The organism is Winogradskyella algicola (assembly GCF_005869935.1).
Classification (GTDB): Bacteria; Bacteroidota; Bacteroidia; order Flavobacteriales; family Flavobacteriaceae; genus Winogradskyella; species Winogradskyella algicola.
In genome coordinates, this window is the sequence record NZ_SZQF01000001.1 from 940,901 (window position 1) to 956,544 (window position 15,644).

16 protein-coding genes are annotated in these 15,644 nt (G+C 33.9%); 8 read left to right on the forward strand and 8 right to left on the reverse strand.

The window, feature by feature from the left end; all coding sequences use genetic code 11:
- Positions 1-78: 78 nt before the first annotated feature.
- The gene (gene rlmN, locus FC091_RS04075; RefSeq protein ID WP_138432992.1) at positions 79-1,125 is read left to right on the forward strand and encodes a 23S rRNA (adenine(2503)-C(2))-methyltransferase RlmN; all 1,047 of its coding nucleotides are present in this window, start codon (positions 79-81) and stop codon (positions 1,123-1,125) included.
- A 42-nt stretch (positions 1,126-1,167) separates the two neighbouring features.
- Here the strand turns inward: rlmN and FC091_RS04080 are convergent, their stop codons facing one another.
- Positions 1,168-2,628, reverse strand: coding sequence for a T9SS type A sorting domain-containing protein (locus FC091_RS04080; protein ID WP_138432993.1), 1,461 nt, complete (start codon positions 2,626-2,628; stop codon positions 1,168-1,170).
- Positions 2,629-2,759: 131 nt separating this feature from the next.
- On the opposite strand from FC091_RS04080, the gene FC091_RS04085 reads away from it, so the two are divergent.
- The 4 genes from FC091_RS04085 (at position 2,760) to FC091_RS04100 (ending at position 6,370) form a co-directional block, all read left to right on the forward strand.
- Entirely contained in the window at positions 2,760-3,737 is a 978-nt protein-coding gene (locus FC091_RS04085) for a polyprenyl synthetase family protein (RefSeq protein WP_138432994.1), read from the forward strand.
- 119 nt (positions 3,738-3,856) lie between these two features.
- Positions 3,857-4,420: an RNA polymerase sigma factor gene (locus tag FC091_RS04090; RefSeq protein WP_138432995.1), complete on the forward strand. Its 564-nt coding sequence runs from the start codon at positions 3,857-3,859 to the stop codon at positions 4,418-4,420.
- Complete coding sequence (locus FC091_RS04095; RefSeq protein WP_138432996.1) at positions 4,407-5,183, forward strand: hypothetical protein; 777 nt, start codon at positions 4,407-4,409, stop codon at positions 5,181-5,183. Before FC091_RS04090 ends, FC091_RS04095 begins: the two co-directional genes overlap by 14 nt.
- Before the next feature lie 95 nt (positions 5,184-5,278).
- A complete protein-coding gene (locus FC091_RS04100) occupies positions 5,279-6,370 on the forward strand; it encodes a hypothetical protein (protein ID WP_138432997.1) in 1,092 nt (363 codons plus the stop codon).
- A 116-nt stretch (positions 6,371-6,486) separates the two neighbouring features.
- Here the strand turns inward: FC091_RS04100 and FC091_RS04105 are convergent, their stop codons facing one another.
- Positions 6,487-6,798, reverse strand: coding sequence for a hypothetical protein (locus tag FC091_RS04105; protein ID WP_138432998.1), 312 nt, complete (start codon positions 6,796-6,798; stop codon positions 6,487-6,489).
- On the reverse strand, positions 6,795-7,172 hold the full coding sequence (locus FC091_RS04110) for a hypothetical protein (RefSeq protein WP_138432999.1): 378 nt from the start codon (positions 7,170-7,172) through the stop codon (positions 6,795-6,797). The genes FC091_RS04105 and FC091_RS04110 overlap by 4 nt, the downstream gene beginning before the upstream one ends.
- Before the next feature lie 276 nt (positions 7,173-7,448).
- Here FC091_RS04110 and dnaG point away from each other — a divergent pair, with 276 nt between their 5' ends.
- Entirely contained in the window at positions 7,449-9,416 is a 1,968-nt protein-coding gene (gene dnaG / locus FC091_RS04115; RefSeq protein ID WP_138433077.1) for a DNA primase, read from the forward strand.
- A 3-nt stretch (positions 9,417-9,419) separates the two neighbouring features.
- Here the strand turns inward: dnaG and FC091_RS04120 are convergent, their stop codons facing one another.
- Together FC091_RS04120 and nadE are read right to left on the reverse strand one after the other, a co-directional pair.
- A complete protein-coding gene (locus FC091_RS04120) occupies positions 9,420-10,049 on the reverse strand; it encodes a response regulator (protein WP_138433000.1) in 630 nt (209 codons plus the stop codon).
- A gap of 139 nt (positions 10,050-10,188) precedes the next feature.
- Positions 10,189-10,977 (reverse strand): NAD(+) synthase, encoded by a 789-nt coding sequence (gene nadE / locus FC091_RS04125; RefSeq protein ID WP_138433001.1) that lies wholly within the window; start codon positions 10,975-10,977, stop codon positions 10,189-10,191.
- An 84-nt stretch (positions 10,978-11,061) separates the two neighbouring features.
- On the opposite strand from nadE, the gene gldB reads away from it, so the two are divergent.
- Together gldB and gldC are read left to right on the forward strand one after the other, a co-directional pair.
- Positions 11,062-12,024 carry a gliding motility lipoprotein GldB gene (gene gldB, locus FC091_RS04130; RefSeq protein WP_138433002.1) on the forward strand — a complete coding sequence of 321 codons (963 nt, stop codon included), beginning with the start codon at positions 11,062-11,064 and terminating at the stop codon, positions 12,022-12,024.
- Entirely contained in the window at positions 12,024-12,359 is a 336-nt protein-coding gene (gene gldC / locus FC091_RS04135) for a gliding motility protein GldC (protein WP_138433003.1), read from the forward strand. Before gldB ends, gldC begins: the two co-directional genes overlap by 1 nt.
- Positions 12,360-12,371: 12 nt before the next feature.
- Here the strand turns inward: gldC and FC091_RS04140 are convergent, their stop codons facing one another.
- The 3 genes from FC091_RS04140 to FC091_RS04150 all read right to left on the reverse strand — a co-directional run bounded on the left by FC091_RS04140 (position 12,372) and on the right by FC091_RS04150 (position 15,627).
- Complete coding sequence (locus tag FC091_RS04140; protein WP_138433004.1) at positions 12,372-13,109, reverse strand: hypothetical protein; 738 nt, start codon at positions 13,107-13,109, stop codon at positions 12,372-12,374.
- Positions 13,110-13,287: 178 nt separating this feature from the next.
- Positions 13,288-13,749 carry a hypothetical protein gene (locus FC091_RS04145; protein WP_138433005.1) on the reverse strand — a complete coding sequence of 154 codons (462 nt, stop codon included), beginning with the start codon at positions 13,747-13,749 and terminating at the stop codon, positions 13,288-13,290.
- A gap of 150 nt (positions 13,750-13,899) precedes the next feature.
- Entirely contained in the window at positions 13,900-15,627 is a 1,728-nt protein-coding gene (locus FC091_RS04150) for an amidohydrolase (protein ID WP_171032450.1), read from the reverse strand.
- Positions 15,628-15,644 lie beyond the last annotated feature (17 nt).

A 15,644-nucleotide genomic window follows, 5' to 3' on the forward strand; every position in this document is an offset into this window, starting at 1 on the left:
ACTCATATAAAACAAAAGAGTAGAGGTTTTTTATTTCATGAAAATAGATGAAGTAACAAATACCTATTTTTGTACAATATGGAAGTTAAGAAGAAAGATATAAGAGCATTAACCAAAGAGCAGCTTCGAGATTTTTTTGTAAAACAAGGAGATAAAGCGTTTAGAGGAAACCAAGTGTACGAGTGGTTATGGCAAAAGTCGGCCCATAGTTTTGAAGATATGACCAATATATCCTTGCAAACGCGTCAAATGCTAAAGGATAACTTTGTAATTAACCATATTAAGGTAGATCAGATGCAACGCAGTTCTGATGGTACTATAAAAAACGCTGTACGGTTGCATGATGATTTAATCGTAGAATCTGTATTAATACCAACATCGACACGTACAACAGCCTGTGTATCTTCGCAGGTTGGTTGTAGTTTAGATTGCAAGTTTTGCGCAACAGCAAGGTTAAAGCGAATGCGTAACCTTAATCCAGATGAAATTTATGACCAAGTTGTAGCTATAGATAATGAAAGCAGATTATACCATGGCAGACCATTAAGTAATATCGTTTTTATGGGAATGGGAGAACCACTGATGAACTACAACAATGTGCTTAAAGCCATTGATAAAATAACATCACCAGAAGGTTTAGGGATGTCACCAAAACGAATTGTAGTATCTACATCAGGCGTGCCGAAAATGATAAAGAAAATGGCTGATGATGAGGTTAAATTTAAACTAGCAGTTTCCTTACATTCAGCTATAGATGAGGTGAGAACATCCATAATGCCTTTCAACGCTACATTTCCTTTAAAAGATTTGAGAAAAGCTTTAGAATACTGGTATGCTAAAACAAAAAACAGAATTACTTACGAATATGTTGTTTGGAAAGGCATAAACGATAAACACAAAGATGTAGATGCACTTGTTGAATTTTGCAAGTTTGCACCAAGTAAAGTCAACCTTATAGAATACAATCCTATTGATTATGGTGAGTTTCAGCAAGCAGATTCTAAAGCATTAGATATGTATGTTTCTGTTTTAGAAGCTAATAATATTACAGTTACAGTAAGACGAAGCAGAGGTAAAGATATTGATGCTGCTTGTGGTCAGCTTGCGAATAAAAATAAAGCATAAAAAAAGCGGCACTAGCCGCTTTTTTTAATAAATATAGTAGAACTAATTTTTATTTATTTTTAATGTTTGAGTCTTATCACCAGCAGAAATTTTCATTAAGTATATGCCTTTTGAAAGGTTTGATAAATCAATTTGTGAGTCTAAAATATCATTGCTACCGTAGTTACTAATCATCTTTCCAGATAAATCAAATATCTGAATATTGTCAATAATAGAATTAGTTGATTTAATATTTACTATATCTATTACAGGATTAGGGTATATACTAAACTTGCTTATTTCGTTTTCAGTTACCGATAGAGCTAAGCCTGTTGTAAAACTCCAGACCGTGCCAGTAGTAGTACCAAAGCAATTAAGAGCATCTACAGACCAAAAATAAGTCGTATTTTCGGCTAGTCCTGTTATTGATTCACCTGGCTCAAAATTATCAAAAGACTGTGTTGGTGGATTTGTCGTGCCAAAGTTTACTGTATAACTCGCGTTAGGATCACCTGTCCAAGAAAAAGCTAGGGCATTTCCATTAGCATCTATTGTTACATCCATTGCACCGTCAGATGGGCTAGGTGCGCTTGTTAATCCCGGAGCAGTTGTATCAGTACAAGCAGATGTTGTAAAACTAAACACAGGGCTAGCTGTTGTGCCCGCGCAATTTACCGCTTCGATAAACCAATAATAAGTAGTGTTCGGTTGCCAGTTAAAGTTTATGGAATTGCCACTAGCAAAACCAGTGATAACTCCAATATCATCACCTGCTAAGTTAGTTCCAAGACTTATATTATAGCTATCTGCTGTAGGAGCTTCAGACCATTCGATTGGTCCTAGGTTGTTTGTAGTTGTTCCGTAGTTTATATCTACATCAGTTGCTCCATTCATAGGATTAATAGCGCTAACAGCTGCAGGTGGAGCTACTGTACATTGAAAAACTGATATGTTATCAACTGACCACGAAATAGACCAATTACCAGTAAACCTAAATCTTACTTGTGCATTGCTTACGCCAGCTAATTCAGGTACATCAAATGTTTGGGTTCCTGTAACGGTAGTGTTGGGTGTGTCAGCTGCAGCCGTTGCATATGTCTGAATTGTAACCCAAGTAGTACCATTAAAAACATCGATAAATCCTTGTCCACCAAAATTCCCGTTATAAACAGTATCAAATGATAGTGTTACAGACGTCAAACTAGAACAATCAAAGGAAGGGCTAGTTAAGGTTGTGTTTTCAATTGTGCCATTATTTCCATAGCCATCGCTGTCCATAGTAGCATAATTACCAAAACCACCGTTATCATATACTAGGGTGTTTCCAGCAGTAAAACCTCCAGCTTCCCCTGTATTATCAATAGTCCAAACTTCTCCGTTTGGAGGAGTAGATAAATCCTGAACAGTCCAGCCACTAGCTGTAGGGAATGTAGAGTCAGCTTCGAAGTCCTCGGTTAGCGCAACTTGTGCAAACATTAGACTAGAGGAAAAGACTAATGCCATCAGTAAAGTAATTTTTTTCATAAAGTTTGTTTTTAGATTAATTGTCTAAAGTTACAAATATTTGTTTACCGAACGTGTTAATTTTGTAATATTCAATTTTTAACGATAAAAAGCGGCTTTATTTGTAATTTTGCAAAGTTTTATATGCATTTATGAAAATAACTGAACAAATTAAGCAGCCAATTGCCTACGAGATGGAGCTTTTTGAGCAAAAGTTTCAGCTTTCTATGGCTAGTAGAGTGGCATTGCTTAATAGAATAACACACTATATTGTTAACAGAAAAGGCAAGCAAATGCGACCAATGTTTGTGTTTTTGGTTGCTAAAATGCTAAATAATGGTGAGGTTAGTGAGCGTACGTACAGAGGTGCTTCGGTTATAGAATTGATACATACAGCAACTTTAGTACATGATGATGTTGTAGATGATAGCAACAGACGTAGAGGTTTCTTCTCTATCAATGCCCTATGGAAAAATAAGATAGCAGTCTTAATTGGTGATTATCTACTTTCTAAAGGACTTTTACTTTCTATTGATAATAATGATTTTGATTTACTGAAAATTATTTCTGTTGCAGTGCGCGAAATGAGCGAAGGCGAATTACTACAGATAGAAAAAGCAAGACAACTCGATATAACAGAGACTGTTTATTACGATATAATTCGTCAGAAAACAGCAACGTTAATCGCAGCTTGTTGTAGTCTAGGAGCAGCATCTGTAAAACCTAATTCTGCCGAAGTTGATATTATGCGAAAGTTTGGGGAGCTCATAGGTATGGCTTTTCAAATAAAAGATGATTTATTTGATTATGGTGAAGAAAAAATAGGCAAACCAACAGGAATAGATATAAAGGAGCAGAAGATGACACTACCTTTAATTTATGTACTTAATAATTGTTCAAAGAAGGAAAAATCTTGGTTAATCAACTCCGTTAAAAATCATAATAAAGATAAAAAGCGCGTCAAGGAAGTTATTGCTTTTGTAAAATCTAATGGTGGTTTAGATTATGCCATTTCAAAAATGAAAGACTTTCAACAAGAGGCTTTAAACTTACTTAGAAAATACCCGCAATCTCCATATAAAGCTTCACTAGAGCTCATGGTTAATTATGTAATTGATAGAAAAAAATAAATTTCAAAACACTGTATTAAAGGTGTTTAAAGATTATTTTTAATTTTTTTTACTTTCCAGACAACCATTAGTAAGATATTTGCGTCTTTATAAATAGAAGAGCAATCGTAACCAACAAGATGAGAGTTATTCAGCTTCATAAAAACGAAACTAAGCTTATACAAAGAGCTGCGAAAAACAATCGCGAAGCACAGCACGTGTTGTATGAGTTGCATGCGCCTAAAATGTTAAGTGTTTGCAGATACTACATTAAAGATGTGCAGAAAGCTGAAGAAGTTATGCTAAATGGATTCTTTAAAGTGTTTAAGTATCTAAAAACATTTAAGAACGAAGGTAGTTTTGAAGGTTGGGTGAGGCGTATTATGGTGCGAGAATCAATATCGTTTTTAAGGCAACAAAAGCATATTGAGTTTGCTTTAGAAGATGATTATTTAGAGCAAGATTATACTAATAATATTAAGACTAATATTGAGGTTGCAGAAATTCAACAGCTAATAGATAGTCTGCCAGAAGGCTATAAAATGGTATTTATAATGTATGCAATAGAAGGCTATAAGCATCACGAAATAGCTGAGTTATTAAACATATCAGAAGGTACTTCTAAGTCGCAATTGTTTAAAGCCAGACAAATGCTTCAAAAAAAGATTAAAGAATTAAACAACAGCAGTTATGGCACCAATTAAATTTGAAGAACAACTAAAAGATAAGCTAGAAGAGCGTAGTTTGCAACCTTCGGCAGAAAGTTGGACAAAACTGTCTGAACGCCTGGATGCAGAAGAGAAGAAATCTAGATTTCCTTGGTTTTGGTGGATGGGAATAGCAGCAGCAGTTATAATTACATTAACGGTTGTGATGCAAACATTAGGGCCTAAAAATACTGAACAAAGCCTACCTAAGGTGGTTGAGCAAGATGTAAAAGATAATTCTAACAACACAGAAAAGTCTAATACAATCGAAATTAAGTCGATAGAATTAGCATCAGATAATAATGAAGTGGAAGTAGGTTCTGAAGGTCAAGACAAAAAGAGTAAAACAGAAATAATTAATTATAAACCAACTACTAAGAGTAAGGTAGATACACAATTAGCAGTTGAGCAAAAAATTGAAGAAAACAGTTCTAAAGATATCGTCAACTTAAAAAACGAACAGAAAACAATAATTGAAGAAGCTAGAATAGATAAAGATGCTGTAGCTAACGCAATAAAAGATATAAATACAAAAAACAGTAATGCTACGGATAGAGAAGTAGATTCACTTCTTAAAGTAGCAAGCAAAGAACTTTTTAAAGATAAGTTGCAGAAGGAAGCTAATAAAACAGTTGATGCAAAAACACTATTAGAAGATGTGGAAGATGAGATGGGACAATCCTTTAGGAGTAAAGTTTACGAGGTGCTAAAAGACGGATACAAAACGGTAAAAACTGCAGTAGCACAGCGTAACGATTAAAAATAAGTATTGGACTTGGGTGCAGTCGAAATCTCTACTTTGCTTTTAGAAATAATCAAATAAAACAATTATAAATCATCAAAAAACGAACAGTTATGAACACAATTACACGATTAGTAGTATACGCCATTATAGCAGTAACTTTTGGCACTGTACAAGCACAAGAAAAGGTAAAAGATAGTTTAGAAAAAACTTCAGTAGATTATAAAATTGAAGCTCTAGAAGAACTAAAAATTGAAATTGAAAAAGAGGAACGCGAATTTTTAAAAAAAGAAATAGAGGCTATAAACGAGCGACTAGATGCTAAACAAATCACCGCAGCAGAAGCTGAAGAATTAAAAAAGGAGGCTGCAAAAAAGAGGGCAGCTAACATAGAAAACAGATTAGCAATTGTAGATAATAAAATAGAGTTATTGAAAAGAAACGACTCTGAGTATACTTTAGATGATGAATCTTTTGTTATAAGAATCGGAGGTGATAAAGATCTTGGAGATGAGTTTATTTACTTTGGTAAAAAAGACCGCGTACAAGAGCCGAGAAAATACGACAGACGGACAACAAGCGATATCGTTTTTGCATTTGGATTAAACAACGCTTTAATAGAAGGACAAGATATTGATGATTCTCCGTATAAAATTGGCGGTTCTGGTTTTATAGAACTTGGTTATGCTTGGAAAACAAGAATTTTTCAGAATACTAACTTTTGGAGATTAAAATACGGTTTCTCATTTCAGTGGAATAAATTAGATATTAAAGACAACCAATATTTTGTAAACACAGATGGAAACGTGTCCCTAGAAGAATTTCCTTTAGACTTAAAGAAAGCAAAATTTAGAACGACCAATTTGGTATTCCCAGTACATTTAGAATTTGGCCCATCTAAAAAGATTGAAAAAGAGGATTACTTCAGATACTCTACACGCAATAAGTTTAAAGTAGGTCTTGGTGGTTATGCAGGTCTTAATATTGGTAGTATGCAAAAGTTAAAATATAAAGAGGATGGTAACCGCATTAAGGACAAACAACGAGGAGGTTTCGAAGTTAGTGAGTTTGTATACGGATTAAGTGGCTATTTGGCTTGGGGAGACACTGCATTATATATAAAGTATGATCTTAATCCATTATTTAAAGATCAGGCTTTTGACCAAAATAATATATCAGTTGGTCTAAGATTTGATATGGACTAAAATAAATTTTTCATCAATCAATTTTGAGTGTTTAAAAGCCTTAATCTATAAATGGATTGGGGCTTTTCTTATTGTTTTTTACAGGATTTACTAAAGGATTTATGCCGTTATTGCACTTACCCGTTGTTGTGGTTAGTGTTTTCCTTAATCCATTCCCAAGCCTCATTAGGTAACCAACCATTGTAATCTTCAAACTTAATTTCGGATGTGAAGTATTTTTTATTTGGCGCTATTTCTTTCATCAATTCAGAAATGTGAGATGTATTTACCGAATAATCAACTCTTATAATGTAAGTGCTTTCTAAATAATGCCACCAAGCTTTTACACCATTTGTATTAGTCAGTCGGTTATGAAACGTTTTTATATTAAACGAACTTGGAATACCATCGTTATCTATAGTTATAATAAAGAATTTATCCCAATTCATTCTGTAAGTGGATTATTGTTGTCATTGTCCAATTTAGGCACGTTTGGATTGGTTATTAAATGAATATTCATTAAGTTTCTGTTGTGAGCACGTTCATTATCACCTAATAATTCTAACGCTTGTTTTTGTGTTTGATATTCCTCACTTCTAAGATAATCAGGTTTTTTTATAGCAAAAAAGCAATAAAAAAATAAACCAATTATAGTGAACAATCCAGAAATAGAAAATACTACGATTACAACCCAATCTTTATCTGAAAAAATGGCTGCAATGACTCCTATAAATAATCCAATCATACCAAATTTGAATAAAGAGTCAGTTACACTTTTTACTTTTATTGATGAAAATTGATTCAGTATTTTAGTCCATTCCATCATTTATGTTTTCGGTTATTGTCATATAGTTGTTTCTACATTGACCACACTTGTTATATGGCAATAAATATAATCATTATCCTATATTATTTTCGTTAAGAGAGAGGTTTTTGCTCTCCTACATCAAAATCAATCAAATAACTTTTCAACACAAATTTCTAAAATAAATAGATTATCTTAATTTTACACACTTGTCATTCCTGCGTAGATAGGAATTCATTGAAGATATAATAATAACAAATTAGATTCCGCATTAGGTGCGGAATGACAGTAGCCTTGATCTCACAAAACACCATATCACAAGTTTTTGAAACTGCTCGCGTAGAAGAGGTCATTGGTGATTTCGTACAGTTAAAAAAAGCTGGGAGCAACTTTAAGGGTTTAAGTCCGTTTAGCGAAGAGCGTACACCAAGTTTTATGGTCTCTCCAGTAAAACAAATCTGGAAAGATTTCTCGACTGGCAAAGGTGGTAATGCCATTACCTTTTTAATGGAACATGAGCATTTTACCTATCCTGAAGCCATACGCTATTTAGCCAAAAAGTATAATATAGAGATTGAAGAAACCGAGCGTACAGACGAGGAAAAGGAACAGGCTAATGCCAAAGAAAGTTTATATTTAGTAAGTGAGTACGCTAATGAGTATTTTCAAAAAGTTTTACAAAAAACAGATCAAGGACAGGCTATTGGTAAAAGCTACTTTAAAGAGCGTGGTTTTACAGAGGAAACGATTAAAAAGTTTCAACTTGGTTATTCCTTAGATGAGTGGCAAGCTTTTACAGATGACGCTTTGGGTAAAGGTTACAAATTAGAATTTTTAGAAAAAACAGGACTTACCATAGTAAAGGAAGAGCGACGTTTCGACAGATTTAAAGGTCGTGTGATGTTTCCTATTCATAGCATGAGCGGCAGAGTACTTGGTTTTGGTGGTCGTATCCTAACCAACGACAAAAAAGCTGCAAAGTACTTAAACTCTCCAGAGAGCGATATATACCATAAAAGCAATGTGCTTTACGGTTTGTTTTTTGCTAAACAGAGCATTGCCAAAGAAGATAATTGCTTTTTGGTAGAAGGTTACACAGATGTGATTCAGTTTTACCAAACCGGAGTAAAAAATGTAGTATCATCTTCTGGTACCGCATTAACCTCTCAGCAAATAAGACTCATTAATAGGCTAACCAATAACATTACAGTGCTTTTTGATGGTGATGCGGCTGGTATAAGAGCCTCTATTCGTGGTATAGATTTAATTTTGGAACAAGGTATGAATGTGAAGGTCTGTACCTTTCCAGATGGTGAAGATCCAGATAGTTTTGCAAAGTCTAATACCTTAGAAGAGCTTACCGAATATCTCAATACCAATGCTAAGGATTTTATTCAGTTTAAAGCATCCCTTTTAGTGAAGGAAGCCAATAACGATCCTATAAAAAAGGCTGAAACAATTAGAGATATTGTAAATAGCATTGCTAAAATTCCTGATGCCATTAAGCGCGAAATCTATATTAGAGAATGTGCTTCTATAATGGATATTAGTGAAAATGTACTCTTTAGCACGTTGGCACAAATCAACAAAAAAGATGTTCAAGACGCTAATAAAAAATACAAACAAGATCAAAAGGCTTTTCAAGTTGTAAAGACTGAACCGCAAAATAAACCAAAGGTTGATGTTCAGTATGAGTTAGAACGAAAGATTATAGAAATCTTGATGTTGTATGGTGACAGAACAGAACAGTTTGAAGACCTAATTTTAAAGGAAGATGAAGTGTCTGGCGATTTAATTTTAGAGCCAGCAGTACATGAAGCACGCGTATTTGAAAAAATTTACTTAGACCTTCAGGAAGATGAAATGATGTTTTCTAATGAAAAGTTTAGAGAGTTATATTATTCAATTATCGATAGGCTAAACCAAGACGAAAATTTTTCTACTAAAGATTTTATCAATCAACTAGACCAAGCGTCTGCAACCGAAGTTACCAGCATTTTAATGGAGGATGAAAAATACAATCTTCACGACTGGCAGCGTAATCAAATTATTCCTAAGGAAAAAGAACATTCTATTTCTCAATTGGTTAGTCAAACCATCTTGAGTTTACGTTGTTATCTTATAGATCAAAAAGTAGCTGAGTACAAAAACGAAACTTTAAGGGAAAACGCAGATACGCGCTCGGTTATGGAAGACGTAAAGGATTATTTAGGTCTTAAAATGCTATTGTCTCGTAAACTTGGTAAAGTTATTGGCGGATAAAAACTAAGTTAGGTTGTGGTGCTTTGCCTGATGAATTAAATCTACGATATTATTAACATTAAGCTTTTTAAAAAGTCTGGCTTTGTAAGTACTTACAGTTTTTTCGTTAATATCAAGTTCTTCTGCAATCTCCTTGTTTTTTCGCCCAATAGATAAAAGTTTTAAAACTTCAACTTCTCTGGTAGATAGCTTTTTAAACATTCGGCTTCTGCTCTTACGTGTATCTTCATAACGTAGATGTTTGTCCATTTTTTCACTAAGAGAGACTTCACCACCATGGATTTTTCTAACAGCTGCTTCAATAGATTCTAAATCAGCAGTTTTGTTTAAATATCCAGAAGCACCTGCTTTTAGTGTGCTAATAGCATAGATTTCCTCTGGTTGATGACTAAAGATAAGTACATTAACCGATTGGTTTTCTTTTTTAATTGCTCTTAGCGCAGTGATACCATTAAGTTCTGGTAAATCAATTTCTGAAATAATGATGTCAACATCGTTACGTCTAACAAATTCAAAAATTTCTATACCACTACTTAGCTTACCTACGACTTTTAGATCGGGTTTACTGTTTAAGAACAGTTCTAAACCCGTTCTTACAATAGGGTGATTGTCAACAATCAAAATACGTATCATGACAATTGATTTTGGTTTGGTTAGGGTTAATTGGCGTAATAATTAGTATTACTGAGTCAAGTGTCTTGTGGGATTTGCTTACGTTAAAGGTAATCAAAAAATAAGCAGATTCAGCAATTTATTCGATAAACTGCTGTATTTATCTTAAATTATTAGGAATTTCGCAAATAGGAATAGGTGTCATTTTATGCTGATTTCTAGTGTAATAGCTCATAAAAATGTTAAAAACTTCTTTTTGTCTTCCTGAGAAATCATTAATGGTTTTTCCTTCGTCTTTCATTTTCATGGCCCATTCCAATTCTGGATAGGTAGCTCCTATTTGGTCTTCATCACTTCTAGCATCTCCAAACAAACCATCACTGGGAGCAGCTTTCATAATTGATTCTGGTACATCTAAATAATCACCGATTTTGTAAACTTCAGATTTTAATAAATCAGCAATAGGACTTAAATCTACTCCACCATCTCCATACTTCGTGTAAAAACCTACTCCAAAATCTTCAACTTTATTTCCAGTTCCGGCAACTAATCTGCCTTGCAGACCTGCATAATAGTAAAGCGTGGTCATTCGTAATCTTGCTCTTGTATTAGCTAAGGCCATATCTACAGTGGCTTGTTTGCCATCAAGACTTACTTCGGTTTTAAATTCTTCAAACACAGGGGTTAAATCAACACGAGCATCACTTACATTAGGGAAACGCTTTTTTAATTGCGCAATGTGTTCTTGAGCTCTTGTAACATGGCTTGCAGCTTGGTGTATTGGCATCTCAATGCATAAAAGGTCTAAACCGGTTTTTGCACAAAGGGTTGAGGTTACTGCAGAGTCTATTCCGCCAGAGATACCTATAACAAAACCGTTAACCTTTGCGTTATTTGCGTAATCTTTTAACCAATTTACAATATGATTTACAACCTTTTCTGTTTGCATAATGTTTACAATTTAAAACAAAGAAATGTACCTTTGCACAACAAAAATAACGGAAACGTGTTAGGATTAAAAATGTTTCGTAAAATGTCATTGAGAATTTTCATTTTATCTATGTTGAGTCTTTTTATGGTGTCTTGTAATGAAGACGCTAAGGTTGAGGAAGAAATTTCAAAAATTGAAGTAGATTTTGTGGTAGAAAGATTTGATAAAGCCTATGCAAAAGCAGAGCCATCAGACCTTCCTAAGCTAAAACAAGCTTATCCATTTTTATTTTCTAAGCATGTGCCAGATTCTGTTTGGATTGATAGAATTGAAGATACATTACAAAATCTGTTATTGGTTGAAGTAGGGAAGGTGTACCCAGACTTTAAAGGCGAAAAAAAAGAGTTTGAAGCTTTGTTTCAGCATCTGAAATATTATGATAAAACTTTTAGTGTGCCAAGATTGGTTACCTTAACAAATGATGTAGATTATAGAAATAAAACTATTGTTACAGATTCGTTATTGTTAGTTGCTCTTGATAATTTTTTAGGTGAAGACCATGAATTTTATCAAAATATACCAAGATATTTAGCAAAGAACATGCAGAGGAATCAAATTGTGCCTGAAGCAGCAGAGGCTTATGCTAAGAAATATACTTTTCAGTCTAACCGTAAGACACTTTTGGATGAAATGATTTACTACGGGAAATTACTTTACTTTAAAGATGTAATGATTCCTTTTAAAACAGATGCGGAAAAGATAGGCTATACAGAACAAGAGCTAAAATGGGCAGAAGCCAACGAGAGTCCAATATGGAGCTATTTTATTGAAAAGGAATTGCTCTTTAGTACAGATAGTAAATTACCAAGTCGTTTTATTGCAGACGCACCTTATTCTAAGTTTTATTTAGAATTAGACAACGAATCACCTGGAAGATTAGGACAATATATAGGTTGGCAAATTGTAAGAGCCTATGCAGAAATAACAGACGAAAATGTGTTGAGCATTTTAGAAAAAGAACCAGAAGAAATTTTTAACAAAGCAAAATTTAAACCAAAGAAATAATGGCTAAAACCATAACATCTAAAATAGAATTAAACGTAGAACTCGATGAAAACAGAGTGCCAGAAAAACTGAACTGGTCTGCTGAAGATGGTGGAGTAAAAAATGAAGAAGCTAAGGCAATTATGCTTTCTGTTTGGGATAGCAACGCTCAGGAAACTTTAAAAATAGATTTATGGACTAAAGATATGCCTGTTGATGAAATGAAACTGTTTTTTCACCAGACTTTAGTAACAATGAGCGATACGTTTCTGCGTGCTACACAAGACGAGAAAATGACTGCTACAATGAAGGATTTTTGTGATTATTTTGCAGAGAAGTTAGAGTTAAAGAAGTAGTTTGATAAACATCTAGCTGCCTTCAGATTTATAGAAAGGTTCAGTATTAAAACAATCTGCTTCTTTTACAGTGGCATAATCTGGATTTTCTCTTTTAAAGCGCATAAATTTTGAAGTATCATATACTTCCCAAATGGTTAATTTGTTACGTTTTCCAGCCTTAGATTTTAAATCTATTTTATGCTGAGTTATCATTTTATCAACAATCGCTTTGTCACCAATGCGCATTTTTTTACTCGAGCTGTGTCCTTTGTTTATATGCTTTACAATCCAATAAAATTTTACTGGTCTGTTGGTGGTTTTGCTTAGTGTTTCTTTTGTTTCAAACTCAGAGAATGCTTTACCTTCAGTTTTATTTTGGTAGTTAGATTCAGCAAAACCATCAGTTTCTTTGTTGGTTTCTGGTTCTGCAGTTTCTATGACATCTTCAAAATTCTCATGCCTTAAAAGTGTTATAATAATGAGTTTATCATTCACTTTTACTTCAGTTACAAATCTGCCCAGCGGAATGTCAGCTAAAGGTATTTTTGTGTCTGAGCTATTAACAATGTAGGCTTTCTGAAAATCATTGTTGAAAATCTCAACTTTATCAATAGTACGTTCACCTTTTAAGATTAGAGTATCTCCAATTTTGTTTAAGCTATGTTGTAGCTCGCTGGCTCTGTAATTAATATTTTTTAAAAGGGTTGATTTTTGGCCATGAATAAAGGGAGCCAAAAGCAATAGGAGTGCGGTTAATAGTCTTGTCATAATAAGTAGGTTTTGTTTTTGGGGAAACAAATAGTATCCATATGAATACTTGGGTAAAGATAATTTAAGGCTTTAAGATGTTAGTATTCTTAGGTTGTAAGGTGTTTTTTTAAGTTGAAAAGCTTTTAGATTCGTTGTAAGGCGAGAAATTATGTTAAATAACATTTACTGAATTTGGCTATAAAGTTTTACTGAATGAACTTTTTAAATACGATTCAAAGTCAGGTTGAGGTGCTTTTTTTAACACATGGTTTGTCCAAGCCAAACGCTCATGATTGATAATCTCAAGTTCCCAAACACAAGGCGCTAGCCCATTACTAGAAATTTTATCAAAAGAAATGGGTTGATTATAGTCTGTTTTAAAAATATGAGTGTTTAGCATATTGTCGCCAACCCACCAATTTATTAAAGAGAATATACCTTCAGTTCCCATATGTAGAATTAAAAATCCAATATTATTATGATTATGGTTAAAACCATTTTTTAATGTAATCCACTTAGGGATTTGAAGTTTTACGTCTTCGTAAAATTTAGCATCGTTAAACGTATCATGTTTAGTAATGGTGTACACCTTTATAAACCAATCATTAACTTTTAAAAGCTCTTTGTATTCAATATTTCTTGCTTTGTAGCTAGTCAATAGTTTTAAGTTTTTAGGCTAATTTCTGATAACGTATTGGTAATATTTTAGTAATGTTCATTCCTACAGAACTATTTATTTTTGCATTGCTATTAACCGCATGCTTAAACATTAGTTAGGCCTTCAGCAGAGAAGGAAACTAATGTTTTTTTATTTTTCAGCATTATATACAACCTTACCATTAAATATAGTCATCACAACTTTAGAGTCTAAAATTTCATTTTCGTAAATAGTCATTATATCCTTGTCAAAAATTGTAAAGTCAGCCAGTTTTCCAACAGAAATAGAGCCTTTTATTTTTTCTTCAAAAGCGCCATAAGCTGCATCTAAAGTATAAGATTTTAAAGCTTGTGTTCTGGTCATTCTCTGATCAGGTTCGTAGCCACCATCAGGTGTTCCTTTTAGTGTTTTTCTGCTTACGCTAGCATAAAAACTTGCAATTGGATTTATAGGCTCTACAGGTACATCGGTTCCATTTACAATAGGTACACCACTTTGAAGAAGGGTTTGCCACATATAAGCACCTTCTTTAATTCGTTTTTCGCCTAAACGATCAATAGCCCAAGGTCTATCAGAAGACATGTGTACGGCTTGCATAGCAGGAATAACCTTTAACTCTGCAAAACGAGGAATATCTTCTGGATGAAGATGTTGCGCATGTTCTATTCTAAATCTAAGGTCTTGTGTTTTCTCAGGGTATTTTTTAAAAGCTATTTCGTAACGATCTAAAATTTCTCTATTGGCTCTGTCTCCTATGGCATGAGAGCATACTTGAAAACCATTTTTAAGTCCACTAATTGCAGTTTCTTTTACAAATTCCATAGGTAAGGTTTCATGACCAAAATGGTCTGGTCTGTCTGTGTAAGGTTCTAAAAGCCATGCGCCACGAGAGCCTAGTGCACCATCGCAATTAAGTTTTACAGATCTAATTGTAAAGAGATGGTCATTATCTATCATTACACCTCTCTTGTACCAATCATTTAATAAATCTTTATCCCAACCAGTTAGCATGGCATAGATTCTTACATTCATTTTTGAGTCAGACTTCATCTGTTCATACAAACCGATTGTTTCTTTTGGAATACCAGCATCATGAAAACTTGTTATGCCATTTTTGTGACAAGCTTTTACAGCAAGTTCAAAGGCTTTTATATCAGATTCAGCTGTTCTTTCAGGTATGTGTTGTGTAATTAAAGTTTGTGCACGCTCATTAAAAACTCCAGTTGGTCTACCTAAAGCATCTACTAAGACTTCACCACCTTCAACTTCGTATTTTTTTAAACCGTCTAAAGCCAGTTCGGTTAATCCTGCTATTTCCATTGCTTTTGCATTTGCAAAGCCAGCGTGGCCACTTGCATGTTTTAGGTAAACAGGGTTGTCTGGTGAGACTTCGCTTAATAAATGATGTGTTTGAAAACCGTTAACTACGTCAGATGGCATACTGTCCCATTTGCTTTGGTGCCAGCCTCTACCTGTTATCCATTCTCCTGGTTTGGCAGTTTTAACACGCTCTGCAACAGCATCAACAATAGCTTGGTAGCTCGTTGTATTCATAAGGTCTAAGTTGAGTTCATTATATCCTAAACCCATAAAATGGCCATGACCTTCTATAAAGCCTGGTGTCATTGTTTTTCCTTTTAAATCTAGAACCTTGGTTTGTTTGTTTTTGTAAGTTTCAGCTTCTTCTAAACTACCTGCAAAAAGGATTTTGTTATCTTTTGTAGCTACAGCTTCAACAGTGACTGACGTGCTGTCTACAGTATATATGGTTCCGCCATGAATAAGCATAGTAGCATACTCTTGCTTAGATTTAGAACAGCCTAGAAAACAAATTATAATTAATGATGTGCAGAAAAATTTTAAATATCTTAACTTCATATCGGTTGGTTTTTTAT